Annotated in this window: 23 protein-coding genes and 1 pseudogene; 11 read left to right on the top strand and 13 right to left on the bottom strand. The window is 70.9% G+C overall.

What is annotated here, in order from left to right:
• Positions 1–10: 10 nt before the first annotated feature.
• The gene (locus ACWD4J_RS15770; protein WP_451395924.1) at positions 11–1,441 is read right to left on the bottom strand and encodes a glutamate decarboxylase; all 1,431 of its coding nucleotides are present in this window, start codon (positions 1,439–1,441) and stop codon (positions 11–13) included.
• Positions 1,442–1,566: 125 nt separating this feature from the next.
• On the opposite strand from ACWD4J_RS15770, the gene ACWD4J_RS15775 reads away from it, so the two are divergent.
• Positions 1,567–2,328, top strand: a complete 762-nt coding sequence (locus ACWD4J_RS15775; protein WP_451395925.1) for a MerR family transcriptional regulator — start codon at positions 1,567–1,569, stop codon at positions 2,326–2,328.
• Positions 2,329–2,346: 18 nt separating this feature from the next.
• Here the strand turns inward: ACWD4J_RS15775 and ACWD4J_RS15780 are convergent, their stop codons facing one another.
• On the bottom strand, positions 2,347–2,712 hold the full coding sequence (locus ACWD4J_RS15780; protein ID WP_451395926.1) for a YbjQ family protein: 366 nt from the start codon (positions 2,710–2,712) through the stop codon (positions 2,347–2,349).
• Between the two features lie 185 nt (positions 2,713–2,897).
• Between ACWD4J_RS15780 and ACWD4J_RS15785 the strand changes: the two are divergent.
• Positions 2,898–3,551: pseudogene (locus ACWD4J_RS15785) on the top strand (DedA family protein); the annotation flags it as partial.
• 166 nt (positions 3,552–3,717) lie between these two features.
• On the opposite strand, the gene ACWD4J_RS15790 reads toward ACWD4J_RS15785, so the two are convergent.
• Positions 3,718–5,376, bottom strand: a complete 1,659-nt coding sequence (locus tag ACWD4J_RS15790; protein WP_451395927.1) for a threonine/serine ThrE exporter family protein — start codon at positions 5,374–5,376, stop codon at positions 3,718–3,720.
• 164 nt (positions 5,377–5,540) lie between these two features.
• The gene (locus tag ACWD4J_RS15795; RefSeq protein WP_046730908.1) at positions 5,541–6,032 is read right to left on the bottom strand and encodes an inorganic diphosphatase; all 492 of its coding nucleotides are present in this window, start codon (positions 6,030–6,032) and stop codon (positions 5,541–5,543) included.
• A 210-nt stretch (positions 6,033–6,242) separates the two neighbouring features.
• Between ACWD4J_RS15795 and dacB the strand changes: the two genes are divergently transcribed.
• The 6 genes from dacB to folE all read left to right on the top strand — a co-directional run bounded on the left by dacB (position 6,243) and on the right by folE (position 14,012).
• Entirely contained in the window at positions 6,243–7,790 is a 1,548-nt protein-coding gene (dacB, locus tag ACWD4J_RS15800) for a D-alanyl-D-alanine carboxypeptidase/D-alanyl-D-alanine endopeptidase (RefSeq protein WP_451395928.1), read from the top strand.
• 196 nt (positions 7,791–7,986) lie between these two features.
• Complete coding sequence (locus ACWD4J_RS15805; RefSeq protein ID WP_451395929.1) at positions 7,987–9,111, top strand: zinc-dependent metalloprotease; 1,125 nt, start codon at positions 7,987–7,989, stop codon at positions 9,109–9,111.
• Positions 9,112–9,345: 234 nt separating this feature from the next.
• Complete coding sequence (tilS, locus tag ACWD4J_RS15810; RefSeq protein ID WP_451395930.1) at positions 9,346–10,395, top strand: tRNA lysidine(34) synthetase TilS; 1,050 nt, start codon at positions 9,346–9,348, stop codon at positions 10,393–10,395.
• A gap of 63 nt (positions 10,396–10,458) precedes the next feature.
• The gene (gene hpt / locus ACWD4J_RS15815; protein ID WP_451395931.1) at positions 10,459–11,022 is read left to right on the top strand and encodes a hypoxanthine phosphoribosyltransferase; all 564 of its coding nucleotides are present in this window, start codon (positions 10,459–10,461) and stop codon (positions 11,020–11,022) included.
• A gap of 214 nt (positions 11,023–11,236) precedes the next feature.
• Entirely contained in the window at positions 11,237–13,282 is a 2,046-nt protein-coding gene (ftsH, locus tag ACWD4J_RS15820; protein WP_451395989.1) for an ATP-dependent zinc metalloprotease FtsH, read from the top strand.
• 124 nt (positions 13,283–13,406) lie between these two features.
• Entirely contained in the window at positions 13,407–14,012 is a 606-nt protein-coding gene (gene folE, locus ACWD4J_RS15825; RefSeq protein WP_451395932.1) for a GTP cyclohydrolase I FolE, read from the top strand.
• Positions 14,013–14,066: 54 nt separating this feature from the next.
• Here folE and ACWD4J_RS15830 read toward each other — a convergent pair whose 3' ends face one another.
• The 6 genes from ACWD4J_RS15830 to ACWD4J_RS15855 all read right to left on the bottom strand — a co-directional run bounded on the left by ACWD4J_RS15830 (position 14,067) and on the right by ACWD4J_RS15855 (position 19,402).
• Complete coding sequence (locus ACWD4J_RS15830) at positions 14,067–14,555, bottom strand: DUF3180 domain-containing protein (RefSeq protein WP_451395933.1); 489 nt, start codon at positions 14,553–14,555, stop codon at positions 14,067–14,069.
• A gap of 67 nt (positions 14,556–14,622) precedes the next feature.
• Positions 14,623–15,234 (bottom strand): 2-amino-4-hydroxy-6-hydroxymethyldihydropteridine diphosphokinase, encoded by a 612-nt coding sequence (folK, locus tag ACWD4J_RS15835; protein ID WP_451395934.1) that lies wholly within the window; start codon positions 15,232–15,234, stop codon positions 14,623–14,625.
• Positions 15,231–15,590, bottom strand: coding sequence for a dihydroneopterin aldolase (gene folB, locus ACWD4J_RS15840; protein ID WP_451395935.1), 360 nt, complete (start codon positions 15,588–15,590; stop codon positions 15,231–15,233). Before folB ends, folK begins: the two co-directional genes overlap by 4 nt.
• Before the next feature lie 340 nt (positions 15,591–15,930).
• Complete coding sequence (locus ACWD4J_RS15845) at positions 15,931–16,494, bottom strand: nuclear transport factor 2 family protein (RefSeq protein WP_451395936.1); 564 nt, start codon at positions 16,492–16,494, stop codon at positions 15,931–15,933.
• Positions 16,491–17,351, bottom strand: coding sequence for a dihydropteroate synthase (gene folP / locus ACWD4J_RS15850; protein WP_451395937.1), 861 nt, complete (start codon positions 17,349–17,351; stop codon positions 16,491–16,493). Before folP ends, ACWD4J_RS15845 begins: the two co-directional genes overlap by 4 nt.
• A gap of 179 nt (positions 17,352–17,530) precedes the next feature.
• The gene (locus ACWD4J_RS15855; RefSeq protein ID WP_451395938.1) at positions 17,531–19,402 is read right to left on the bottom strand and encodes a phosphatidylglycerol lysyltransferase domain-containing protein; all 1,872 of its coding nucleotides are present in this window, start codon (positions 19,400–19,402) and stop codon (positions 17,531–17,533) included.
• A gap of 223 nt (positions 19,403–19,625) precedes the next feature.
• Here ACWD4J_RS15855 and ACWD4J_RS15860 point away from each other — a divergent pair, with 223 nt between their 5' ends.
• Together ACWD4J_RS15860 and ACWD4J_RS15865 are read left to right on the top strand one after the other, a co-directional pair.
• Positions 19,626–20,747, top strand: a complete 1,122-nt coding sequence (locus tag ACWD4J_RS15860; protein ID WP_451395939.1) for an alpha/beta hydrolase — start codon at positions 19,626–19,628, stop codon at positions 20,745–20,747.
• A 670-nt stretch (positions 20,748–21,417) separates the two neighbouring features.
• The gene (locus ACWD4J_RS15865; protein WP_451395940.1) at positions 21,418–22,695 is read left to right on the top strand and encodes a hypothetical protein; all 1,278 of its coding nucleotides are present in this window, start codon (positions 21,418–21,420) and stop codon (positions 22,693–22,695) included.
• A gap of 72 nt (positions 22,696–22,767) precedes the next feature.
• On the opposite strand, the gene ACWD4J_RS15870 is transcribed toward ACWD4J_RS15865, so the two are convergent.
• Together ACWD4J_RS15870 and ACWD4J_RS15875 are read right to left on the bottom strand one after the other, a co-directional pair.
• Positions 22,768–24,093, bottom strand: a complete 1,326-nt coding sequence (locus tag ACWD4J_RS15870) for a PH domain-containing protein (RefSeq protein WP_451395990.1) — start codon at positions 24,091–24,093, stop codon at positions 22,768–22,770.
• 59 nt (positions 24,094–24,152) lie between these two features.
• Complete coding sequence (locus tag ACWD4J_RS15875; protein ID WP_451395941.1) at positions 24,153–24,698, bottom strand: PH domain-containing protein; 546 nt, start codon at positions 24,696–24,698, stop codon at positions 24,153–24,155.
• Positions 24,699–24,729: 31 nt separating this feature from the next.
• Between ACWD4J_RS15875 and ACWD4J_RS15880 the strand changes: the two genes are divergently transcribed.
• Positions 24,730–25,881: an NADH-quinone oxidoreductase subunit D gene (locus ACWD4J_RS15880; RefSeq protein WP_451395942.1), complete on the top strand. Its 1,152-nt coding sequence runs from the start codon at positions 24,730–24,732 to the stop codon at positions 25,879–25,881.
• 31 nt (positions 25,882–25,912) lie between these two features.
• Here ACWD4J_RS15880 and ACWD4J_RS15885 read toward each other — a convergent pair whose 3' ends face one another.
• Positions 25,913–26,953, bottom strand: a complete 1,041-nt coding sequence (locus tag ACWD4J_RS15885; RefSeq protein ID WP_451395943.1) for an SAM-dependent methyltransferase — start codon at positions 26,951–26,953, stop codon at positions 25,913–25,915.
• Position 26,954 lies beyond the last annotated feature (1 nt).

A 26,954-nucleotide genomic window follows, 5' to 3' on the forward strand; every position in this document is an offset into this window, starting at 1 on the left:
CCGGCGGCGCTCAGTGGTGGAACGCGGTGGCCGCCTCGCGATCGCGCGTCAACGGGTGCGGCTGGCGCCGCAGTTCCGGCAGGAGCCGCTCCAGGTCCTCCAGCAGGAGCGTCGCGAGATCCGACGAGAAGCCGTTGCGGACCACGATCCGCAGCACGGAGAGGTCCTCCCGCTTGGCGGGGAAGGTGTAGGCGGGCACCAGCCAGCCGTGCTCGCGCAGCCGCCGGGACACGTCGAAGACGTCGTACGCGGTGACGTCCGGCGCGGTCGTGAAGGCGAAGACGGGCAGCTGGTCGCCGCGGGTGAGCAGCTGGAAGTCGCCCAGGGCCTCGATGCGTTCGGCGAGGGTCCGGGCGACGTCCCGGGCGGTCTGCTGCACGGCCCGGTATCCCTCGCGGCCGAGCCGCAGAAACGTGTAGTACTGCGCGACGACCTGGGCACCGGGCCGGGAGAAGTTCAGGGCGAAGGTGGGCATGTCGCCGCCCAGATAGTTGACCCGGAAGACAAGCTCCTCGGGCAGCTCCGCGTCCGACCGCCACACGGCCCAGCCCACGCCCGGATAGACGAGCCCGTACTTGTGCCCCGACGTGTTGATGGACGACACCCGCGGCAGCCGGAAGTCCCAGACCAGGTCGGCGTCCAGGAACGGCGCGACCATCGCGCCCGAAGCGCCGTCGACGTGCACGGGGATGTCCAGTCCGGTGCGCTCCTGCAGACCGTCCAGGGCCGCGCAGAGCGTTGCCACCGGTTCGTACGAGCCGTCGAAGGTCGAGCCGAGGACGGCGACCACGCCGATGGTGTTCTCGTCGCACAGCTCGGCGGCGGCCCGGGGGTCGAGGTGGTAGCGGTCGCCCTCCATGGGCACCGTCCGGGGCTCGACCTCCCAGAAATTGCAGAACTTGTCCCAGCACACCTGCACGTTGATGCCCATGACGAGGTTCGGCCGGGCGTCCCGGGACGGATAGCGGTCGGAATTGCGGTTCGCCCAGCGGCGCTTGAGCGCCATACCGGCGAGCATGCAGGCCTCGCTCGACCCGGTCGTCGAACAGCCGACCGCGGCGGACGGGTCGGGCGCGTTCCACAGATCGGCGAGCATGGCCACGCAGCGCCGCTCCAGCTCGGCCGTGCGCGGATACTCGTCCTTGTCGATCATGTTCTTGTCCCGGCACTCGCCCATCAGCGCCCCGGCCTGCGGCTCCATCCAGGTGGTGACGAAGGTGGCCAGGTTGAGCCGCGCGTTGCCGTCGAGCATCAGCTCGTCGTGCACCAGTCGGTACGCGGTGTCGGGAGGCATCGGCCCGTCGGGGAGCCGGTGCGTGGGCGGGGCCAGTTCCATGCCGCCGACCGGATCCGCCGCGTAGAACGGATTCACTGCGAGCTTGCGCCGGTGCCGGTCGTGTACCTCGTCCCGCGGTCCCCTGTCACCACGATGCAGCGCCATGAATCCGACCATAGGTATGCGGAAACGGGCCTGCATCTCATACCGCGTAAGTGGGGGAGTGGACTTGCACCTCACGTCGCGTGAGGACCCATCGTGGCGTGCGTACCGAGAAGGGAGCGGGAGCGATGAGCTACTCCGTGGGACAGGTGGCCGCGTTCGCGAAGATCACCGTGCGCACCCTGCACCACTACGACGAGATCGGGCTGCTCGTACCGAGTGAGCGCAGCCGTGCCGGCCACCGCCGGTACGGCGAAGCGGACCTCGACCGGTTGCAGCAGATCCTCTTCTACCGGGAGCTCGGGTTTCCGCTCGACGAGGTCGCGGCCCTGCTCGACGACCCCGGCGCGGACCCGCGGGAGCACCTGCGGCGCCAGCACGAACTGCTGACCGCCCGGATCGCCGAGCTGCAGAGGATGGCCGAGGCCGTGGAGCACGCCATGGAGGCGAGGAAGTTGGGCATCGATCTCACGCCCGAGGAGAGGTTCGAGGTCTTCGGGGACAAGGACCCTGAGGCGTACGCGGAGGAGGCGGAGGCACGCTGGGGCGGCACGGACACGTACGCCGAGACCCAGCGGCGCACCGCCCGCTACACCAGGGCCGACTGGAAGCGGATGCAGGACGAGGTGGCCGACTGGGCCGCGCGCTACGACGCCCTGATGGCGGACGGGGAGCCGGCGTCGGGCGAGCGGGCCATGGACATGGCGGAGGAGCACCGGCTCCACATCACCAGGTGGTTCTACGAGTGCACCCCGGAGATCCACCAGGGTCTCGGCGAGATGTACGTGTCGGACGAGCGGTTCCGGGAGTTCTACGACTCCATGCGGCCCGGGCTCGCCGTCCATCTGCGGGACGCGATCGCGGCCAACGCCGGGCGGCGCCAGGCGTGACCCGGTCCTGGCCCGGGGTCACTCCCGGGCCAGGACCACCGCGGTGCCGTAGGCGCACACCTCCGTGCCCACGTCCTGGGCCTCGGTCACGTCGAAGCGCATCATCAGCACCGCGTTGGCGCCACGCGCGCGTGCCTGCTCCACGAGTCGGTTCATCGCCTGGTTGCGGGTCTCCACCAGCGTCTTGGTGAGCCCTTTCAGCTCGCCGCCGATCATCGACTTCAGGCCGGCGCCGATCTGGCTGCCGAGGTGCCGCGACCGCACGGTGAGACCGAAGACCTCCCCGATGACCCGCTCCACGTGGCGGCCGGGTACGTCGTTCGTTGTGACGACCACCACATCGGACTCGGGACTCGGGCCGCCGCCGTACTCGTCGATGCCCATGTCCGTGCACCTCCTGGGACTCCGTAGGCGTCTCCCGGCTCCGTCACGCACAGCTTTGCCCCAGTTCGCGCACAGTGCATCCTGAGGAGGCCGGGGGAACCTGGCCGTGTCACCTGGCGTTGGTAACTTTGTGCGGCCAGGACCGCCCCTTTGCCCGCCCATGACCCCCTCAGGAGCCCGGAACCGTGATGACGCTTGCGCTTGGACCAAGCTGGCTGGATCCGGACCACCTGCTCAACACCTTCGGGATCTGGGGCCTGCTCCTCATCGTCTTCGCCGAGTCCGGCCTGCTCATCGGCTTCTTCCTGCCAGGTGACTCGCTGCTGTTCACCTGTGGTCTGCTGATCACGTCGGACCAGCTGGACTTCCCGCTGTGGGGCGCCATCGCGCTGATCTGCCTCGCCGCGATCCTCGGCGACCAGGCGGGCTACATGTTCGGCAAGAAGGTCGGCCCCTCGCTCTTCAGCCGCCCGGACTCCCGCCTCTTCAAGCAGGAGAACGTGGTCAAGGCCCACGAGTTCTTCGAGAAGTACGGCCCCAAGTCCCTGGTCCTGGCCCGCTTCGTGCCCATCGTGCGCACGTTCACGCCGATCATCGCCGGTGTCAGCGGCATGCGGTACCGCTCGTTCCTCACGTTCAACGTCATCGGCGGCGTTCTCTGGGGCGCGGGCGTCACACTGCTCGGCTCCTGGCTCGGCAACATCGACTTCGTCCACAAGAACATCGAGGCGATCCTGATCCTGATCGTCCTCATCTCGGTGGTGCCGATCGCCATCGAGTTCCTGCGCGCCCGCAGCAAGGCCAAGAAGGGCGCCGCGGCGGACGCCGAGCCCGGCCGGGACGCGGTGACTCCGGCGGGCCAGCGCGGCCGCCACGCCAAGCGCTGACCCCTCTTTGCGCCTGAACCGGCGCCTCCCCCAGACTCCGTCCGGGGGTACCCCCACTCGCGGACCTGGTTGCTCGCCGTCGTGGTTCCTCAATTGATGGCTGAGGCGACCTGCGGGCTCAGAAACCTCTCGTGCGCTTGGCCGCGCGGCGGCCCGCCGCGGTGGCGCCCGGCACCCGAAGGAACAGCCGGGAGATCTCGGACCCCAGGTTCACGCCGATCGCGATGGCCATCGCGAGCGCGGCCGCCTTGGTGAGCGATACGAGACCTTTGTCGGCGTTGTTCTGAGCGATCGCCAGCAGCCCGAAGTACGTGGCGGAACCGGGCAGCAGCGGGCCGATCGCGGCCGTGACGTACGGCAGCGCGGACGCGAACTGGTAGCGCGACATGAGCTGCCCGAACAGACCCACCAGGCCCGCCGCGATCGCCGTCGAGGCGACCGGCGAGAGGCCGCCCGCGTAGTGCAGCGCGCCGTAGACCACCCAGGCCACGCCGCCGTTCAGCGTCACCATCAGCACGGTGGACCGTTCCTGCTGGAGGAGCACCGCGAAGGCCAGCGACAGCACCATCGATGCGGCGATCTGCCACACCGGGCGCTCGACGGTCAGCAGCGCCACGTCCGGATTGAGATTGGCGCCGAGCTTCACGCCGAAGTAGAGCACCACCAGGACACCGGTGACGATGCCGACGAACAGGTACAGAACCTCCAGCAGCCGCGCGGACGCGGTGATGTAGTAGCCGGTCAGCCCGTCCTGCACGCCCGCCACGAGGGCCCGCCCCGGCAGCAGCGCGAAGAGCCCACCGGTGACCACCGCGGACGCAGGCACCGGGACATGCGCCAGAGTCAGCGCGATACCGATCGCCGCGGGCGGCATGGCGGCCACCACGAACTGGTAGAACTCCGGCAGCCCGCGCCCCGCGCACAGCCAGGCGAGCCGGTCGCCCAGCATCGCGCCGACCGCCGCCGCCACGAACACGATGAAGCCGCCGCCGACCAGAACCGAGGCCGCACCCGCGAGGAGGCCGCCCGCCGCGGTCAGCACCCAGCCGGGATACGGGTGCCGGTTGCGGCGGATCTCCGCGAGGCGCCGGTAGGCCTCCTCCAGGGAGATCGCGGTCTCCGGGTCGCTGATGTCGTCGACCAGCCGGAAGACGGCCGCGAGCCGCGTGTAGTCGGTGCCGCGGCGGCGGACGATCCTCGATGCCGTCACCGGATCGTCCACCAGCGAGGGCTGGTGCGTGATCGACAGCTGGGTGAACGTGACGGTCGGCTCGCAGCGGTCCAGGCCGTAACTGCGGCAGACGGCGAACATCGCCGCCTCCACGTCCTCGGCGCCCTCACCGCCCGCGAGCAGCAGCTCGCCGATACGCAGGGTCAGGTCCAGCACACGCGGAACAGCCGGCCCCGAATCGTCGTCGTGCTTCTGCACCGGTTCCGGCGCTGGACGCTCGGCCACCGGCATGCGCAGCATCGTGCGCATCCGGTCCTGCCAGGGAGCCTCCTTGGTCAGCCGGACCATGGGGATGCCCGACGGCGGAGTGAACGTGGGCAGGGCGTCGCGGGCGCTGAAGGTGCTGGGTGTGCTGAACGCCGAGCCCTCGGGCTCCTGCGTGGCGGCCGACGGCGTCGCCAGCCCGTCCGGGATGGCGAACTCGGACGTCGTCTGCGACTCGTCCTCGGCCGCCGGTGCCTGGGACACCACGCCGGTCGGCTGTGTGAAGGCGCTCCTCGCCTCGTCCGACTGCGGCTTGCGATCCTCCGCCTCGGGGTGAGCCACGGACTGCTTACCCGCCTTTCGTACGTCTCGTCTGCACATCCAGTACGCCCCAGTATGCGCACGGATAAGAGCACCCTCGGACGGGCGCGAACGCACGAACGGGCCGCGCGGTCCCGTAAGGGATCACGCGGCCCGTTCACATAGGCCCGTTCAAGAACCGGGGGTCAGTGACCGCCCTGCTCCTTGAAGCGCTTGTAGGAGCGCTCGATCTCGACCTCGGCGTCCGTGCGGCCCACCCAGTTGGCGCCCTCGACGGACTTGCCGGGCTCCAGGTCCTTGTAGACCTCGAAGAAGTGCTGGATCTCCAGGCGGTCGAACTCCGACACGTGGTGGATGTCACGCAGGTGCTCCACACGCGGGTCCGTCGCCGGCACGCACAGCAGCTTGTCGTCGCCGCCGGCCTCGTCCGTCATCCGGAACATGCCGATGGCGCGGCACTTGATGAGGCAGCCCGGGAACGTCGGCTCGTCCAGGATGACCAGCGCGTCCAGCGGGTCGCCGTCCTCGCCGAGGGTGTTCTCGACGAAGCCGTAGTCGGTCGGGTAGGCGGTCGAGGTGAAGAGCCGACGGTCCAGGCGGATCCGACCGGTCTCGTGGTCCACCTCGTACTTGTTACGCGAACCCTTCGGAATCTCGATCGTGACGTCGAACTCCACCGGTGGCTCCTCCATGATCAGCACATTCATGCACATACATCGGGTGGTGCTGCATCCTCCCGGGGCCGTATGTGTCAAACGGCTCCGCCGCGGGCCCCGGATCACCCGGCCGGACGTGTGGCCGGGCCTGCCGGGGTGCGGTCCCGCGGCAAGACGCAGTGATTAAGTGTCCCTCACGCAGTTGTGTGATCGCGAAAGGGGCTGGTGCTCGTGCCAGAGCTGACGGCTGGGCGGTTCGCGAGGCGGTGCGGGGTACGGTTCGCGAAACTCGCAACCTGGCAGCTCACGGCGGGCGCGGCCGTGGTCGGCCTGGCCCTCGCGGCCTGCTCGGTCACCGCGGCCGGTCCCTGGGACTCCGGCCAGCGTACGGCGGAGCGGGACCGGGCCGCCGCCCTGGAGGACGGGGGTGGCGCAGATCACGGCATCCCGGCCTCCCGTGACGGCGGGACGAAGTCGCGGGCCCGGAAGACCCCGGCGGCCGCCCCGAGTGCTCCTGCCGTGCTGGCCGCCCTCGGGGCGTCGACGGGCTCCGCACCGGTCCCCGAGCGCAGCGCACTCGCCAAGGTCCTCGATCCGATGCTGAACAGCGGCTCCCTGGGCCCTCAGCGCACGGCCGCCGTCGTCGACGTCGCCACGGGCAAACAGCTGTACGGCAAGGGGGCGGGCCAGGCGCTCACTCCGGCTTCGACCACCAAGATCGCGACGGCGGTGGCGGTGCTGAGCGCGGCGGGCCCGGACCACCGCATCACGACACGTACGGTCATCGAGCCCAGCTCGGCAAAAAACTCCAAAGCTGCCAAGGCCTCCAAAGCCGCGAAAGTCGTGCTGGTCGGCGGTGGCGACCCGACGCTCACCGCCCGCAAGGACGCGAAGGGCAGCGCGAGCCTGCGCACCCTGGCCGACGACACGGCACGCGCGCTGAAGGCCAAGGGCGTCGACAAGATCTCCCTCGGATACGACACGTCGCTCTACTCGGGTCCGCTGGTGCACCCGATCGGCCTCAACTCGAACATCGCCCCCGTCAGCGCGCTGATGGCCGACGAGGGCCGCCTCGACGACTCCTCCAGCGGTCCGGCGCCGCGCAGCGCGGACCCGGCGGCGGCTGCGGCAGGCACGTTCGCGGAGCTGCTGCGGGACCGCGGCATCAGGACCGAGACATCCGACCCGGCCTCGGCCAAGGCGCCGGACCGTGCCGAGCCGCTGGCCTCCGTGCAGTCCCCGGCTCTGTCCGCGCTGGTCGAGCGCATGCTCACGAACAGCGACAACGACATCGCGGAGGCCCTGGCCCGGCAGGCGGCGCTCGCGACGGACAGGCCCGCGAGCTTCGACGGCGGAGCGAAGGCGATCAAGGCACAGCTGAAGAAGCTCGGACTTCCCCTGAACGGCGCCCAGTTCGCCGACGGCTCCGGCCTGAACCACGCCGACCGGCTCAGCGCGAGCCTGCTCACCGCCCTCCTCGCCCTCGCCGGTGACCAGGACCACCCGGAACTGCGCCCGATCCTGACCGGCCTGCCGGTCGCGGGCTTCACCGGCACACTGCGCAATCGCTACGCCGACTCCGCGGACGCCCCCGGCACAGGCCTCGTACGCGCCAAGACCGGCACCCTGACGGGCGTGAACACCCTCGCGGGCACGGTGGCCGACACAGACGGCCGCCTCCTGGTCTTCGCTTTCATGACGACGGGCACGACGGACCCACAGGCGGCCCAGGCGACGTTGGACAGAGCGGCGTCGGCGTTGGCGGGGTGCGGATGCTAACGCTGTGGGCAATCGTTCCTCCCCCAGCTGACGCTGGGAGGTGCCCCCAGGCGATGGGGGTACCTCCCATGCCCTCAAGGCAATGGGGGAGGGTGGGCACAGCCCACGCCGCACGGCACCCTTCACCCGGAGGCCCAGCCAACGCCGGGCAAGCCAACACCCACCGCAGCCGCACACGACCACGTACCGTTGACGCATGACGAGCATCGGTGGCACCGAGATGGTCGACTGGAATCTCGCGGTGGCAACCGCGACCCGGCTCGTGCGACCGGGCCCAGAGGTGACACGCGACGAGGCCCGAGCCGTCGTCGCGGAACTGCGCCGGCACGCCAAGGCGTCGGAGGAGCACGTCCGGGGCTTCACCCGGCTGGACACCGACGCGGCCCACGACACCCCCGTGCTCGTCGTCGACCGGCCCGGCTGGGTCCGGGCCAACGTCGCCGGGTTCCGGGAGATCCTCAAGCCCCTGCTGGACAAGATGCAGCAGCGCCGCGGCGGCGGCCCGGGCGGCGCCGTCCTCGGCGCCGTCGGCGGCAAGGTCACCGGCGTCGAGCTGGGCATGCTGCTGTCCTTCCTCGCCTCGCGGGTCCTCGGCCAGTACGAGACCTTCGCCCCGGCGACGCGCGAGCTCCCGGCCGGCAGCAACGGCGGTGGCAGGCTGCTGCTCGTGGCGCCGAACGTCGTCCATGTGGAGCGCGAGCTCGACGTGGACCCGCACGACTTCCGCCTCTGGGTGTGCCTGCACGAGGAGACGCACCGCACCCAGTTCACGGCCGTGCCCTGGCTGCGCGACCACCTCGAGGGCGAGATCCAGTCGTTCCTCGCGGAGACGGACGTCGACCCCATGACCGTCCTCGAGCGGATCAGGGAGGCCGCGCAGTCGCTGGCCGGCGGCCGCCCGGAAGGCGAGGAGGCGGACGGCGGCCACTCCCTCGTCGAGCTGGTGCAGACGCCCGCCCAGCGGGAGATCCTCGCCCGGCTGACCGCCGTGATGTCGCTCCTCGAAGGCCACGCGGACTACGTGATGGACGGCGTCGGACCGGCGGTCGTCCCGTCCGTCAGCGAGATCCGCGAGAAGTTCCAGCAGCGCCGTGCCCGGGGCGCCTCCCGCCTGGACCAGGCGCTGCGCAAGCTGCTGGGCCTCGACGCGAAGCTGCGGCAGTACAAGGACGGCGAGCGGTTCGTGCGATCCGTCGTCGACGAGGTCGGCATGGACGGCTTCAACCGCATCTGGACATCCCCCAACACGCTCCCCACCAAGTCCGAGATCGCCAAACCCGCGGACTGGGTCGCCCGGGTGCACCGCAAGGCCGAGTCGTGAGCCGGGGCGTGACGAGCCGGATACCGCGACGGCGAAGAACGCCCGTAATCACCCGTCCGAGGGACCGTGAGGCTTGAGAAGGCGTGCAATGCTCGGGTAACGGCTCGGCTCTGTCACCATCGAACCACTCTGAGTGACTGAGGGGCCCGTTCGTGACGGGCAGCCGACGCAGCCACTCGGTGACCGAGTGACAGATTCCGAGGCACACTCCCGAACTCCCGAAGGGAACCGGACATGGGTCCCCATCCTGCGGTCGCGGCGATACGCCTGGCGGTTCGCCGCGTCCTCCACGACGTCCTCATCGACCTGAGCGACCAGCGCACTGCCGTGCCCCACGAGGCCGGCGCCGGGCGCGCCCCCGGGCATGCCCTGGTGCTCGTGGCCTGCTCCGGCGGCGCCGACTCCATGGCGCTCGCCTCCGCCGTCGCCTTCGAGGCCCCCAAACTCGGCATCCGCGCCGGTGGCGTCACCGTCGACCACGGTCTGCAGCCCGGCTCGGACACCCGCGCCGCCGAAGTCGTCGCGCGGCTCACCGCGCTCGGCCTGGACCCCGTCGACTCCGTCGCCGTGTCGGTCGGCCGTGACGGCGGTCCCGAGGCTGCCGCCCGCGAGGCCCGGTATGCCGCGCTGGACACCGCCGCAGAGCGCCACGGCGCCGCGGCGATCCTGCTCGGCCACACACGCGACGATCAAGCCGAAACCGTCCTCCTCGGCCTCGCCCGCGGCTCGGGCATCCGCTCCCTGTCCGGAATGGCTGCTGTCTCCGGGGGTCCGGGGGCCGCCGGCCGTTACCGCCGTCCCTTTCTGCACCTCGACCGGCAGACCGCCCGCAAGGCCTGCATGGTCCAGTCGCTGCCCGTCTGGGACGACCCGCACAACACAGACCCCTCGTACACGCGCTCGCGCCTGCGCCACGAAGGCCTGCCGGCCCTGGAGAAGGCGCTCGGCAAGGGCGTCGTGGAGGCCCTCGCCCGTACGGCCCAGCTCTCCCGCGACGACGCCGACGCCCTGGACGCCTGGGCCGCCGAGGCCGAGCGCTCCGTCCGCGACTCCGCGGGCCTGCTCGAGTGCGCCAAGCTCTACGCGCTGCCGCCCGCCGTACGCCGCCGTGTCCTGCGCCGCGCCGCCATCGCCGCCGGCTCCCCGGCCGGTTCGCTGTTCGCCCGCCACATCGAGGAAGTCGACCGGCTGATCACCGGCTGGCGTGGTCAGGGGGCCATCAATCTCCCCGGCCGGGTCGTCGCCCAGCGGCAGGGTGGCAGACTGGTGATTCGGCAAGGCTGACGAAGACCCCGGCACGCCTGGTACGGCAGACGGCCGGGACGTCGGCGGACACGACCGAAAGTGATGCGGGTGGACGCGAAAGACATGGGTGCGGACCTCAAGTCGGTGCTCATCACCAAAGAAGAGATCGACGCGAAGCTGGCCGAGCTGGCCGCGAAGATCGACGCGGAGTACGCGGGCAAGGACCTGTTGATCATCGGTGTGCTCAAGGGCGCCGTGATGGTCATGGCCGACCTGGCCCGTGCGCTGTCCACCCCCGTCACCATGGACTGGATGGCTGTGTCGTCGTACGGCGCGGGCACCCAGTCGTCCGGTGTCGTGCGGATCCTCAAGGACCTCGACACCGACATCAAGGGCAAGCACGTCCTCATCGTCGAGGACATCATCGACTCGGGGCTGACGCTGTCCTGGCTCATCTCCAACCTCGGCTCGCGCGAGCCGGCGTCGCTGAAGGTGTGCACGCTGCTGCGCAAGCCGGAGGCGGCCAAGGTCGCGATCGACGTGGAGTGGGTCGGCTTCGACATCCCCAACGAGTTCGTCATCGGCTACGGCCTGGACTACGCCGAGAAGTACCGCAACCTCCCGTTCGTCGGTACGCTCGCGCCCCACGTGTACGGCGGTAACTGAACGTCCACGGGGGTTCCTCGGCCGGTGGCCCGGATGTGCTCGGGCCCACAGGACATTCGGGAACCACTGGGCGTTTCCCGCCGTTGGACGATGCAACGACGGTATTGCCGGTCTTCCCCGCAGCGTCGGGTGACGATCCTGGGGTACCGTCCGAAGAACAGTCTTTATCAAACTCACTATGGCAGGAGGGACGGGGCGGCACCGCTCCGTATGGATGGACGTGAAGCGATACTTCCGTGGGCCGGTCATGTGGATCGTGCTGGCCGTCCTTGCCGTGGTCGTGTTGATGCAGGTCGTCGGCTCGTCCGGCGGCTACAAGACAGTGGACACCGGCCAGGTGGTCCAGGCCATCAACGACAACCGGGTCAAGCAGGCCAAGCTGACCACCGGTGACGAGCAGACCGTCAAGGTCGAGCTGAAGGATGGCCAGAAGGTCGAGGGCAGCAGCAAGATCCAGGCGAGCTACATCGGCGACCAGGGCGTCGACCTCGCCAAGGACCTGCAGGCCAAGTTCGAGGACAAGCAGATCCCCGAGGGCTACACGGTCGCGCCCTCGAAGCAGAACCCGTTCCTCGGGATCCTGCTCTCGCTGCTTCCCTTCGTCCTCATCGTGGTCGTCTTCCTGTTCCTGATGAACCAGATGCAGGGCGGCGGCTCCCGGGTCATGAACTTCGGGAAGTCCAAGGCCAAGCTCATCACCAAGGACACCCCGAAGACGACGTTCTCCGACGTCGCGGGCTCGGACGAGGCCGTCGAGGAGCTCCAGGAGATCAAGGAGTTCCTGCAGGAGCCGGCTAAGTTCCAGGCCGTCGGCGCCAAGATCCCCAAGGGCGTGCTGCTCTACGGCCCGCCCGGTACGGGCAAGACGCTGCTCGCGCGCGCCGTCGCGGGCGAGGCGGGCGTCCCCTTCTACTCGATCTCGGGTTCCGACTTCGTCGAGATGTTCGTCGGTGTCGGCGCCTCCCGAGTGCGCGACCTCTTCGAGCAGGCCAAGGCGAACGCTCCGGCGATCGTCTTCGTCGACGAGATCGACGCCGTCGGCCGGCACCGCGGTGCGGGTCTCGGCGGTGGCCACGACGAGCGCGAGCAGACGCTGAACCAGCTGCTCGTCGAGATGGACGGCTTCGACGTGAAGGGCGGCGTCATCCTGATCGCCGCCACCAACCGGCCCGACATCCTCGACCCGGCGCTGCTGCGCCCGGGCCGCTTCGACCGGCAGATCGCCGTCGACCGGCCGGACATGCAGGGCCGTCTGGAGATCCTCAAGGTCCACCAGAAGGGCAAGCCGGTCGCCCCGGACGTCGACCTGTCGGCCGTCGCGCGGCGTACGCCGGGCTTCACGGGCGCCGACCTGTCGAACGTGCTGAACGAAGCGGCGCTGCTCACCGCGCGCAGCGACAGGAAGCTGATCGACAACTCGATGCTGGACGAGGCGATCGACCGCGTCGTGGCGGGCCCGCAGAAGCGGACCCGGATCATGTCGGACAAGGAGAAGAAGATCACCGCGTACCACGAGGGCGGTCACGCCCTGGTCGCGGCGGCCTCACCGAACTCCGACCCGGTCCACAAGATCACGATCCTGTCCCGCGGCCGCGCACTGGGCTACACGATGGTCCTGCCGGACGAGGACAAGTACTCGACCACGCGGAACGAGATGCTCGACCAGCTTGCGTACATGCTGGGCGGGCGCGCGGCCGAGGAACTGGTCTTCCACGACCCGACCACGGGTGCGGCCAACGACATCGAGAAGGCGACCGCGACCGCGCGGGCCATGGTCACGCAGTACGGCATGACCGAGCGGCTCGGCGCGATCAAGTTCGGCGGCGACAACACCGAGCCGTTCCTGGGCCGCGAGATGTCGCACCCGCGGGACTACTCGGAAGAGGTCGCGGCGCTGGTCGACGAAGAGGTCAAGAAGCTCATCGAGAACGCGCACAACGAAGCGTGGGAGATCCTCGTCGAGAACCGCGACGTCCTCGACAACCTGGTTCTGGCGCTCCTTGAGAAGGAGACGCTGAACAAGGAGCAGATTGCCGAGATCTTCGCCCCCATCGTCAAGCGCCCGACCCGCCCCGCGTGGACCGGCTCCTCGCGGCGTACGCCCTCGACCCGTCCGCCGGTGCTCTCCCCCAAGGAGCTCTCGCTGACGAACGGTGCCAACGGCTCCACGCCCGCGGTGACGGCAGGCGCGGCCTCGGAGGCGGCTCCGGTGTCGTCGACCGAGATCGCTCCGGCCCCGGAGGACCGCACCGACAGCTGACCGCCTCGGCGGTTGCGCAGGTCACAGCTGCACCGGAATGGATGCCGCGCCCCCCATGGTTCTAGCCTTGGGGGGCGCGGCATTGCCGTATGCCGGTACGCGAAACCACAGGAACGAGGTACCCATGACCGACCCCGTGACGCTGGACGGCGAGGGCCCCATCGGCGAGTTCGACGAGAAGCGCGCCGAGAACGCCGTACGGGAACTGCTGATCGCGGTCGGCGAGGACCCGGACCGGGAGGGCCTGCGCGACACTCCGGGGCGCGTGGCGCGGGCGTACAAGGAGATATTCGCCGGCCTGTGGCAGAAGCCCGAGGACGTCCTCACGACGACGTTCGACCTGGGGCATGACGAGATGGTCCTGGTGAAGGACATCGAGGTGCTGAGCTCCTGTGAGCACCATCTCGTGCCGTTCGTGGGGTTCGCTCACATCGGGTACATCCCGTCCACCGACGGCAAGATCACCGGGCTGTCGAAGCTGGCCCGGCTGGTGGACGTCTTCGCCCGCCGCCCTCAGGTGCAGGAGCGTCTGACGACGCAGATCGCCGATTCGCTGATGGACATCCTGGAGCCGCGCGGGGCGATCGTGGTGATCGAGTGCGAGCACATGTGCATGACCATGCGGGGGGTGCGGAAGCCCGGGGCCAAGACCATCACCTCGGCTGTCCGCGGCCAGCTGCGGGATCCGGCCACGCGCGCTGAGGCGATGAGCCTGATCATGGCGAAGTGATGAGCCTGATCATGGCGGAGTGAGGCCCGCCCGGTGCGGTGCCCCGATGGCGGGTCACGTCGTCGGGGTCGCGCCCTGGCCGGGGGTGTCCTCGTCCTCGGGGAGCTTGCAGACGCGTTCCATGAAGAACGCGGCCGCGATCACCGCGACTCCGGCGAGGACCGAGAAGGCCGCATAGATCGCCTGGTCCCGGCGGGCCGGGACATCGAGGAACGCCAGCAGGAAGACGCCCGTTCCGCCGTACATCCCCGAGACGAGGGCCGCGACGAGCGCGCTGGCCTGGCCGAAGACGACGGCGCGGGCCGCCATCAGCGGGTCGACGCCCTTGGCGCCCGGGCGGCGCTCGCGCTGGGCGCGGAGCCGGTTGCGGATCGAGAGGGCCGTCGCCAGCAGGACGACGGCGATCAGCGCCAGCACGATGGGCGCGGCCAGCGGAACCCGCGGCAGGGTGCCGATCGAGTCCCACAGCTGGGCGCCCGCCCAGGACAGCACCCCAGCCACCACGAAAAGGCCGGCCAGCACCCTGATGCGCAGCTGTTTCACGTCGTCCCTTCACCGCCGCCGGGCTTCGCCGCCCCGGGCGAAAGCATGGTCCGGTAGACCCTAACGACTATTCGGGCAGCCGGAGTTCCAGATCGGCGCGCGGCGTGACACCCGCGCGGGTGACGTCGGCGAGCAGCTGCGCCACGGGGCCGCGGCCGGGCAGCTGGGCCGCCGGCTCGACGTCGTGCCACGGGGCGAGGACGAAGGCGCGCTCATGGGCGCGCGGGTGGGGGAGCGTCAGGACCGGGTCCGACGAGACCACTTCGGCGTAGGCCACGATGTCCACGTCGATCGTGCGCGGGCCCCAGCGCTCGTCGCGGACGCGGTTGAAGGCCTCCTCTATGGCGTGTGCGCGCTCCAGGAGGGAGGAGGGCGGGAGCGTGGTCTTCACGACGACCACGGCGTTGAAGTAGGCGGGCTGGCTGCCCGGCTCGACGCCCCAGGGCTCGGTCTCGTAGACGGGGGAGACGGCCCTGACGCGGACGCCCGGCGTGTCCTCCAGGGCGTCGATGGCGCCCTGCAGGGTCTCCAGGCGGTTGCCGAGGTTCGACCCCAGGGAGATCACGGCCCGTTTCGGATTGCTCAGGGTCGTGTCGGCGGCGTCCACCTGCTCCACCACCGAAACGGGAACCGGCTGTACGGTCGGGTCGCTCTGTCCCCAGCTGACATACGAAGTCATACTCGGCTCCGGGTGATCGTGACGGTCACATCGTCGAAGGGCACGGTGATCGGGGCGTCCGGCTTGTGGACGCACACCTCGACCTCCTGGACCCCGTCGTGCTTCAGGCAGGTCTGCGCGATGCGCTCGGCCAGCGTCTCGATGAGATCGACCGGCTCGCCCTCGACGACGGCGACGACCTCCTCCGCCACGATGCCGTAGTGCACGGTCTTCGCCAGGTCGTCGTCGGCCGCGGCGGGCCGGGTGTCGAGGCCGAGCACCAGGTCGACGATGAAGACCTGGCCCTCCTCGCGCTCCTTCGGGAAGACGCCGTGGTACCCGCGGGCCTTGAGGCCGCGCAGCGCGACACGATCCACGCGAATCACTCCTGCTCTCGTCGGACGGTTTTCGGCTGGCGGACATGACCTGTCCCCGGGCCGGCACGCCCGGCCACAGGGGCCTCGCAGCCGCCTGAAGACGCCCCGGACCACCGGGACGCCCATGACCCGAGCCGCCTCGTCCGAGAGCAGCCGGCACACCAGCCACGGTCGAATCTACCCGTGAGCACCGACAGCCCCGGCCCGCGGAGGGTCGGGACGGCCATGGATCGAGGGCTTTCCGGGCGGTCGGAGGCGCCCGCTACCGGGGCTGGTAGCCGCCCATACCCCGGCCGACGTGATTCCAACCACTTCTCGGCCCTGCCTGGCCCCTACCCACTTACTCGGAGGTCTCGTCGTCCTCGTCCTCGCCGGTTTCGGCCAGAACGGGCGAGGCGTGGTGGGACCAGAGTTTCCAGCCGGCGGGCGTGCGGCGGAACACGTTCGTGGCGACCACCAGCTGGCCGACGAGCGGGCCTGGTTCCGGGCCGCCGTCCGGGGCGGGGCCGCCGCTGAGGATGTTCTCGGTGCAGGTCACCAGCGCGGTGTCCCCGCTGACGGACACGTGGACATCGGTCAGGAAGAACTGGATGTACTCGGTGTTCGCCATGATCAGCGCGTACGACCTGAGGACCTCGCCGCGGCCCGTCAGCACCGGCCAGCCGGGATGGACGCAGGAGATCTCGGGGCGTGCCGAGACCACGGCGCCGTCCGTGTCCGCGTCGGCGGCGGCGTCCGGCTCGTCGAGAGCGTCCGTCGTGACCGCGGCACCCGCTCCGTCCTCGGTGTCCGATGCCGTCAGCCACAGGTCCGACACCTCGTCGAAGTCGCCGCGTTCCAACGCCTCGTAGAAGGCGGTGTTGGCGCGTTCGACCTGCTCGACGTCGGTACGGGGGCCGGTCACCAGGCTCCTTCTACCGCCCGGGCGACACGGACCGCGTCTGCCGTGGCCCGGACCTCGTGGACGCGCACCGCCCATGCGCCCTGGTGGGCGGCGATGGCCGAGACCGCGGCGGTGGCGGCGTCCCGCTCCCGGGCCGGCGGCGGGGCGCCGTCGGGGCCCTTCAGCAGCTGGCCGAGGAACCGCTTGCGGGACGCGGCGACCAGCAGCGGGTAGCCGAGCGCGCGCAGGCGGTCGAGGTGCGCGAGGAGCGCCAGATCGTGCTCGGTCCCCTTGGAGAAGCCCAGGCCCGGGTCGAGGACGATGCGGTCCGGGGCGATACCGCCCCCGATGACGGCCTCCACGCGCGCGTGGAGCTCCGACACCACTTCGGCGACCACGTCGTCGTACGTGCCGGGGATGTTCCCGCCCTCCAGGAGACCGCGCCAGTGCATGACCACGAAGGGGGCGCCGGCGTCGGCGACGACGGGGACCATCGCGGGGTCCGCGAGGCCGCCGCTGACGTCGTTGACGAGCGCGGCGCCGGCCGCCAGCGACTGCTCGGCCACGGAGGCCCGCATGGTGTCCACGGAGACCGTGACGCCCTCGGAGGCGAGGCCGCGGACGACGGGGATGACGCGGCGCAGCTCCTCGTCGGCGTCGACGCGGGTCGCGCCGGGGCGGGTGGACTCGCCGCCGACGTCGATCAGGTCCGCGCCCTGGGCGACGAGGTCGAGGCCGTGCTTGACGGCGGCCGTCGTGTCGAACCAGCGCCCGCCGTCCGAGAAGGAGTCGGGGGTCACATTGACGACGCCCATGACCGCGCAGCGGTCCCACGTGGGCAGACCGGTCACCTGGCCGCGGCTACGCAACGTACTCATGGCTTCCAGACTAGGCCCGGGGGTGGGGTGCTCGGTTCCACGCCGTTGCGCCCTCGGCGCGGCTTTTGCCGCCTCCGGCGGTGAGCTTTCGGCCGCTCCACGGCCGTTTCCCTCCCACCCGTCCGTTTTGCCCGCCCCCGACGGGTCGTATCCGGCCACTCCGCGGCCCGCCCCACCCGTCACTGATGAGCCGCCCCGACCTTCCGCCTGCGCTCCACCGCCGCCCCGTGCGCGCACTGCCGCCGCGCCTGCGACCCGATGCGTGCGAGCCGGGGCAGCCTCGTCGTCACGAAGCCCTCCGCCTGCAGCGCGGCGAAGCCGATGCGCGGCAGGTCCCGGGTGCTGCGGAACACCACGAACCGCGGCTCCCAGCGCGGCTGGAACTTCTCGTTGAACTTGTACAGCGACTCGATCTGGAACCAGCGTGAGAGGAAGACCAGCAGCCCGCGCCAGGCGCGCAGCACCGGGCCCGCGCCGAGCTTCTCGCCCCGTGAGAGGGCCGAGCGGAACATGGCGAAGTTCAGGGACATGCGCTCGATGCCGAACTTCGGGGCGGCCTGCAGCGCGGCCACGATGAGCAGTTCGTTCATGCCGGGGTCCGCGGCGCGGTCGCGGCGCATGAGGTCGAGCGAGACGCCGTCCGTGCCCCAGGGCACGAAGTGGAGTACGGCCTTCAGATCGCCGTACGGCCCCTGCACGCTGTCCGCCTTGTGCGCTGTCGCGATCAGGCAATCGCCGTCGGCCGCGTCGCCGAGGCGGCCGAGAGCCATGGAGAACCCGCGTTCGGTGTCGGTTCCGCGCCAGTCGTCGACGGCGCACAGGATCCGGTCCAGCTCCTGTTCGCCGAGGTCACGGACGCGTCGTACGCGGGTCTCGTAACCGGCCCGCTCGATCCGCCTGACCATCTGGCGCACGTTGCGCATCGCGCGCCCCGAGAGGGAGAAATCCGCGACGTCCACCACCGCCTCGTCGCCCAGTTCGAGGGCGTCCAGGCCGGTCTCACGGGCCCACACCTCGCCGCCTGTCTCGGAGCAGCCCATCACCGCGGGCGTCCAGGAGTGGAGCTTGGCCTCGTCCATGAACTGTTCGATCGCGCCCGGCCAGGCCTCGACGTCGCCGATCGGGTCGCCGCTTGCGAGCATGACGCCGGACACGACGCGGTAGCAGACGGCGGCCTTCCCGCTGGGCGAGAAGACGACGCCCTTGTCGCGGCGGAGCGCGAAGTGGCCGAGCGAGTCGCGGCCGCCGTGCCGGGCGAGCAGGTCGCGCAGCCGCTCCTCGTCGTCCGCGGTGAGCCGCGCGACCGGGTGTTCCGGGCGGAGCGCCAGGTAGACGGTGGTGATCGCGGTGAGCAGGCCGAGGGCGCCGAGCGAGTACGCGACGGTCCACGACGTATAGCCGGTGTAGTCGACGGGGCCTTCGAAGCCGAACAGCCCGTACAGGACGTGCTCGAGACGGGCCGCGAGGCTCGGATCGCCGACCGTCTCGCGCGGGTGGACGCTGACGATGATCAGGCCCAGCCCGAGGGAACCGGCCCCCATGAGGACGAAGTTCGCCAGCGCGAGCCAGCGGCTGCGCGGATCGGGCAGTGCCGCGAACTCGTCCCGGTGACGCAGCAGCAGCGCCAGCAGCACGAGCGAGATCAGTGCGCCCAGCAGCGAGTGCCGGTACAGGAACTGCGCGACGGCACCGGCCGGCAGCAGTCCCACGGCGGCCCGCCAGGCGCGTCGCTTGTGGCGCCGCAGTCCATGGGCGAGCAGCAGCAGCAGGATGCCCGCGCTGAGCGACAGCGCGGCGGCGAACGGCCCGAGTGCGCCCGGCAGCACCTCCGCCATGGCGTGCACGCGGCTGTGCCGGAAGCGCGGGAAGACGCCGGCCGCGACGTCCACCAGGCCCACGAACGTACAGGCCCGGGCGACGATGGCGGGCACGGCGGCGGCGCGGGGGCCGCGCAGCACGTGCCGGGGCCCGACACGCCGGAGGCGGCCCGGGTCTGAGGGAGCGGAGTTGCCGTGAATCGTGTCGCCGTGCACGGTGCCGTCAGGGGTCATGCCCGATATTTCCCTATCTATCCTGAGCGGGCATCGTATCCCGTAGCTCTTCCAACAACCTGATTTCGGACGAGTCCAACAGGCGCGAGGCCTGGAGCCGAACCCATGCCCCGTAGCGGCGCGCCCTCTATGACGGGGTAGCGAGCGGACAGGTTCACCCACGGAAGGACAACAGGCGGAAAAGCGACGGCAAAGGTATGTAGCAAAGGTATCTAGACACTTCATGGGACTTACGAGCCACAAGGTGATGGCGCTGGCGGTGCTGCTGGCGGTCGTGCTGTTCGCCGGCACCGTCTGGTGGTGGCCGCGGCTGGCCGGACGCACGTGGCGTGCCGTCACGGGCCGCGTCGGGCTGCTGCTGGCCACACAGGTCGTGATCTTCGTATCGGTCGCGCTCGCGGCCAACAGGGCGGGCGGGTTCTACGCGTCCTGGGCGGATCTCCTGGGCAGGGAGCGGGACCAGGGTGTGGTCGTCGACCACACCGCGGCCCGTGGCGGCCCGGTCCAGGTGCTGGGCACACAGCTCGTGAACGTGCCCGGCCGTTCCCGGCCCACCGTCGGCGGCCAGATCCAGAAGATCCGCATCGTGGGCGGCGAGTCGCACATAGCCGCTCCCGCGTACGTCTATCTGCCGCCCCAGTACTTCCAGCCGCGGTACCGGGACCGCACATTTCCGGCCGTCGTCGTCCTCACCGGCTACCCGGGCACCGCCGAGTCGCTGATCAAGACCCTGCGCTATCCGCAGACGGCACACGAGGAGGCCGAGCAAGGCCGGACGCAGCCGATGATCCTGGTGATGCTGCGGCCGACCGTGGCGCCGCCGCGGGACACCGAGTGCGTGGACGTGCCCGGCGGCCCGCAGGCCGAGACGTTCTTCGCCGACGACCTCCCCCATGCCGTGTCGGCGCAGTACAGGATCGGCAGGAAGCCCGGCGCCTGGGGAATCATCGGGGACTCCACGGGCGGCTACTGCGCGCTGAAGATCGCCATGCACCATCCCGGCGTGTACGCCGCGGGGGCGGGCCTGTCCGCGCACTACAGGGCGCCGGTCGACCTCACCACGGGTGATCTGTTCCGGGGCGACAAGGAGTTGAGGGAGCGCGCGGACCTGCTGTGGTACCTCGCACACATGCCCGCACCGCGTACGTCCCTGCTGGTCACGACCAGCAGACACGGAGAGGGCAACTACGCGGCCACCATGCGGTTCATCGACGAGGCGCGATCGAGGCCGCCGACGCGGATCTCGTCGATCACCCTCGGGACAGGCGGTCACAACTTCAATACCTGGCGGCGCGAGATCCCGCCCGCGCTGGCGTGGCTCAGTGGACGGCTCAGCGCGGGGTGACGGGAGGGGGTGGGGTTCCGCCGGGGAGTCGGGATCCGAAAGTCAGGTCTGTCCCGTGCGTATCGCGATATCTGCGAACGGGAGTTGGGGAGTTGGAGAAGGGGGGCCGTCGAGCTCGTCCGCGAATACGCCGCGATACTCACGGAATTCCTGAATCGGAAGGAGAGAAGGAGAACGGTGCGCACGCGAAGGCCGTCGCGCCGAGTGGCGGTGAGGCGCTTCCGGTCGGTGATGCGGTAGATCCGGAACACGTTCGCGGTGACCGTCGAATTCGTGGAGAGGCGATACGGGAGGCGCTACGAGTTGCGCTACCCGTGGGCCCTTTCGGGTCTGGCGAAGTCGGGCCTGAGGGTCAAGATCGCGGGTGGGGGGCTTGGGGGCGGGGGCCGGAGGGTCGGGGGAATGCGAGGTGCGGCCATGGGCGCCGGACGAGGGGATGCCGGGTGGATGCGGGTGGATGCGGGCGGCAAGGAGATAACAGGCGTAGTGGGGGAGTTGACCGAAACACGCATGGCGGCCGATATCCGGAGTCGAACCTCGCCGGTCAACAGTTGATCAAGGGCTGATCACGGGCCGGCCGAGAACGGTGCGCACAACGGGCGCCGTCGACCCACCAGGTTTTTGCCTGCCGGGGCACCATCATTCGCCTACGCGCGGTAAGTTTCTGGCCATGCCACGTGGACGTCACCGCCATTCACCACCTCTGCACAGGCTGTTGCCACCCTCGACCATCGCGGGCGCCTCGCTCGTATGCGCTGCGGGCGCCTGGCTGTTCACGGAGCCCGTGGTGCTCCGTGGGCTGGCCGGAGCCGCCGCGGCGGTGGCCGTCGTGGGTTCGGTCGTCATGCGCCGCTGGGACCGGCTGGCGGGCAAACGTGTCGCGGAGCTGACCCGGGCGCGCAAGGGCGACGAGTGGCGTTACGAGGAGCGGACGGCCGAGCTCGAATCCGACCTCGAGGAGTCGCGCGAGCTGCGCGTCAAGCTGGAGCACAAGCTGCGGGCCAAGCGCGCCGAACTGGCCGCGCTGCGCACGGAGCACGCGGCGCTGCTGCGGCGGTACGCGAACGCGGAGGCCGAGCGGGCCACCGCGTTGGAGGGGCGGCGGCTGCTCGCCATAGAGGCGGCGGCCCCGGCGCGGGCGTTGCCGCCCGCCGGCGGGCCTGGGGGAGCCGGCCTGGAGCACGTCTCCGCGGTTCCTGCTCCCAGGGCCTCCGTTGCTGTGCCTGCTGCACCCGCTGTGCCTGCTGCACCCGCCGTGCCTGCTGAACCCGCGTCCGACGAGTCCGCAGACACCCGAACTGAGCCCACCGAGAGCGTGGCCGCGGGTTCCGGCCCTGCGGTTTTGAACCCTGATCTCTTCCTGCGGGCCAACTCCGCGCTGGACCGCCTGGCGCGGGGCGGCGGGCCGGCGAACGCGGACCAGGCGCAGGCGCAGGCGGTCCCGGCTCAGCACGCAGCCGTGACGGAGGCCGCGACCGCGGCGGAGTCCGCCGCCGTGACGGAGTCGGCTGCCGATGGAGCGAGCGCCGCTTCCAGTGAAGGCGCTGCCGAGGAGGGCGAGTCACAGGGGAAGTCCGTGGCGGCCGTCGAGCACGCGCGCGCGGCCGCCACGCCCCCGGGCCACTATCTGGTGCCGACGGCAGCGGCGGTCGTCCCGCCCGCGCCGGTGCGACGCCGAGAGGTCGAGGGAAGCTTCGACTTCTTCGGCACCGGCAAGAGCACGGCACCGGCCGCGCTTGAAGCCGTCCAGAACGAGGACCTGGCCGACGTCGTGGGCGAGGAGGTCCTGGCTCTCCACAAGGCGGAGGCCGAGGCCGAGCAGGCCGAGACCAAGTTCAGGCCGGCCGCCGACACCGGACGGGCCGTCGGTCAGGTCATCGACCTGACGGAGCACGACGAGACGGAACAGATCGACGTGGCGAACCTGAGGACGGCCCTGCAGGCCTGACGGCCGTCGGGGCCGGTGGCGGGCGGTCGGCGCGGGGCCGTGTCGGCCCCGCAGCGAGCAGCCCCCGGCGGCTCAGGCCATCCACCGGTCAGGACGGGCCTCTCGGCGGCCCGTCCGTGAGCGGTCCGCCTGGGCGTGGAGCAGGTCGGCCGCCTCGGCGGCGTCCCGGAGTCCGGCGGTGACCGTCTTGTTGGCGCCGGTGTCCACCTGCACGTCGGCCAGCGACCTGGCACGCCGCCAGGGCCCCTGAGTCAGCCGTACGCTCTGCACCTTCGCGTGCGGCACCAGGGACAGGCTGCGGCGCAGCAGACCGTGGCGCGAGGCGAACACCGCGTCCGTGACCGCGAGACCGTAACCGCGCCACCAGAACGGGGCGCACCAGCGTGCCCGGCCCGGCGGCCGGGACAGCGCGTCCGGCACCGTCACACCCGGCAGGATCCGCGCGATCACCGCCTCGGCCGCCTTCCTCGGAGCCACCGGTACCAGTACGGAGTTGGACGAACCGGCCACGTCCAGCTCGACGCGGACCCAGCCGCGCCGCCGCCACAGCAGAGGTTCGACGATGCGGACGGTCTGCACCCGTCCGGGCGGCACCGTCTCGTGCGTACGGTCCAGCAACCCGTGGTCGATACGGAGCCCGTCCGGGGACTCGGCGACCGTCCAGTCGTACTCGCCGATGAACCGGCCCGCGCTGTTGGTGCCGGCCGCGCCCAGCAGCGGCAGTGCCGTGGCCAGCACCGTCCACAGGTTGTGGGCGACCGTCCAGAGCAGCGCCGGTACGACGAGCGCGGCCGCCAGCATCGCCCAGGGCGCGCCCGTGAGCAGCACCGACACGGCGAGCATGCGCGGGGGCACGCGCATCAGCCGCTGTGCCGGAGCCTCGCCGACCTCCTGCGCGGTCTCGGGAGCGAACCCGGCGGCGCGGGCGAGGAGTTCGGCCCGGAGGGTGCGCGCCTCCTTCTCGCCGAGATAGGCGAGTTCGTCTTTCGCGTCCGTGCCTATGACGTCGAGCCTGAGCTTCGCGACGCCTGCGAGGCGGGCCAGCAGGGGCTGGGTGACGTCCACGGCCTGGAGCCGGTCGAGACGGATGTGGGCGGTACGGCGGAACAGCAGCCCGGTGCGGATGCGCAGTTCCGTGTCGGTGACGGCGAAGTGGGTGTACCACCAGGTCAGAAAGCCGTAGAGGGCGGCGACCGGGATCAGTACGGCCAGGCCGAGCAGCAGCGCGAACGTGGTCAGCTCGGTCAGCTGCCGCTGCGCCTGGTCCGGGTCGTGCACCGCCCACCCCGCGACGACGGCGATCGGCGCCCAGGCACGCCGCAGGGGCGTGACGGGATGCAACCGCCGCTCGACAATGCCCGCGCCCTCAGCTGTAGGCGTCCCGCCCGCGCCCCCCATGCCGTTCAAAGGCCCAACACCACTCGAAGGCTCCCCACCGCTCGAAGGCCCCTCGCCGTTCACAGCCCGGCCGATCTTGCTTCGCCGAGTTCCGTGAGGCGGTCGCGGAGGCGTTCGGCCTCCGTCGGGAGGAGGCCGGGGATGCGTGCATCGGAGGCCGCGGCGGCTGTGTGCAGCTGCACGCTTGCGAGGCCGAAGCGGCGTTCGACCGGGCCGGAGGTGACCTCGACCAGCTGCATCCTGCCGTACGGCACGATCGTTTCCTCGCGCCACATCACGCCCCGGCTGATGAGCAGGTCGTCCGCGCGCTCCGCGTACCGCCACGAGCGCCAGTTGCGTCCGAGCATCGACCAGGCCCACACCAGCAGTGCGAACGGCAGCAGCGCGAAGGCCGCCCAGCCGGGCCCGGCGAGCAGCCCCGGCACCAGACCTGCGGCCACCGTGATCGGCACCAGCCACACCACCAGCAGCAACCGCCGCATCCGCAGCAGACCCGGCGGCAGCCCCGTCCACTCGGGCTCCGACCCGGCCATCCCCGTCCCCGCGGCCTGCACGCCCCCGGCCCCGGCCTCGGCCCCGCTCCCCGCCCCACTCCCCGTCTCCATACAGCAAGCGTACGTACGAGAGACTGTTCCCATGACTCCTACGACGGAGACCACGATCGGCATCGGCGGCGCCGCCGAGAGCACCGACATGGTGCTCAACATCGGCCCCCAGCACCCCTCCACACACGGTGTGCTGCGGCTGCGGCTAGTCCTGGACGGCGAGCGGATCCGGCATGCGGAGCCGGTCATCGGCTATATGCACCGCGGTGCCGAGAAGCTGTTCGAGGCGCGTGACTACCGGCAGATCGTGATGCTGGCCAACCGCCACGACTGGCTCTCCGCGTTCTCGAACGAGCTCGGCGTCGTGCTCGCCGTCGAGCGCATGCTCGGCATGGAGGTCCCGGAGCGCGCGGTCTGGATGCGCACGCTGCTCGCAGAGCTGAACCGCGTCCTGAACCACCTGATGTTCCTCGGCTCGTACCCCCTCGAACTCGGCGGTATCACCCCCGTCTTCTACGCGTTCCGGGAGCGCGAGGAGCTGCAGGCCGTGATGGAGGAGATCTCCGGCGGCCGGATGCACTACATGTTCAACCGGGTCGGCGGCCTGAAGGAGGACCTGCCCGCCGGCTGGCTCGGCCGTGCCCGGCACGCGGTCGCCGACGTCCGCTCCCGCATGGACGTGTACGACCGGCTGGTCCTCGGCAACGAGATCTTCCGCGGCCGCACCCGCGGCGTCGGCGTCCTCACGCCGGAGACGGTCCATGCGTACGGCGTGAGCGGCCCCGTCGCCCGCGCGTCCGGCGTCGACTTCGACCTGCGCCGGGACGAGCCCTACCTCGCGTACGGCGAGCTCCAGGACACTCTGAAGGTCGTCCACCGCGAGGAGGGCGACTGCCTGGCCCGCTTCGAGTGCCTCCTCGAGCAGACGCACAACTCCCTCGACCTCGCCGACGCCTGCCTCGCCCGCATGGCCGAGCTGCCCCCCGGCCCGATCAACCAGCGCCTCCCGAAGGTCCTGAAGGCGCCCGAGGGGCACACGTACGCCTGGACCGAGAACCCACTCGGGATCAACGGCTACTACCTGGTCAGCAAGGGCGAGAAGACCCCTTACCGGCTGAAGCTCCGCTCCGCCTCGTACAACAACATCCAGGCGCTCACCGAGCTGCTGCCGGGCACGCTGGTCGCGGACATGGTGGCGATCCTGGGGTCGATGTTCTTCGTCGTCGGGGACATCGACAAGTAGCCCCCTGCCAGGTCGGTCCACTCGGGTCGGTCTACTCGTCGAAGTCCGGGAAGTCCGGGAAGTCCGGGAAGTCCGGTACGTCGAGCAGGCCCGCCGGCACGTCGACCGGCTGCAGGAGCCAGCCGAAGTCGCCGAGCCCGCCGGGCGCCGTGAGCTCGGCGGCCGCCCCCGCGTCCGCGAGGGCGCGCACGTACGCCGCCGGGTCGGACGAGGCCAGGGACAGCGGCGGCCTCGTCCCTGTCACGCCCAGCGCCCGCAGGGCCGCGCGCTGGGTGACGATCCGGGCACCCGGCAACGCGCACGCGTCCAGCGCGACGTGCGCCGTGATGTCGCAGGAGCCGTCCGGCACCGGCGTCGTCTCCCGGCCCTCGCGGAAACCGGTCAGCGTGCCGAAGGGCGGCCGCGCGCCCCGGACGTGTGCGTAGTCGACGGCCACGGCGAGCCCGCGGGCGAGCGTGCCGACGGCGGCGCCCCAGGCGTCGTCCCGGGGCCGACCGATCTCGGCGCGCAGGCCGGGTTCCGGCGGCAACGGCCACCACCGCGCGAGCCACTCCGCGTCGCGGCCGCCGACCGGGGCCCCGAGCTTCTCGGAGCCGTCCTCGCGTACGAGGACCAGCCGCGGCACACCGGCGGTGTCCGTCTCGGCGACGTCCAGCGGAACGTTGTCGAGCCACTCGTTGGCGAACAGGAGCCCCGTCACATCCGCGGGCGGCTCGGCCAGCCACTCGATCCGGTGGTCGAGCCCGGCCGGCCTGGGCACGGCCAGTTCGACCGCGTACGCGCGCGTGCGGGCCGCCACAACGGCGGGCAGCGCCGCGAGGACCCCCGCCACGAGCTCACCGCGGCCCGCACCCATGTCGACGAAGGCGAGCTCCGAGGGGTGCCCCAGCGCCTCGTCGACCCGGTACAGCAGCCCTGCCACCGCCTCGGCGAACAGCGGCGACGCATGCACTGACGTGCGGAAATGACCCGCGGGACCCTCCGGCCCGCGATAGAAACCGGTCGGCCCGTACAGCGCATCGGCTGTGGCATCCCGCCAGCCGCGCCCGTCCTCGTACTGCGCATCCGTCACG

It is taken from the genome of Streptomyces sp. NPDC002577 (assembly GCF_053594815.1).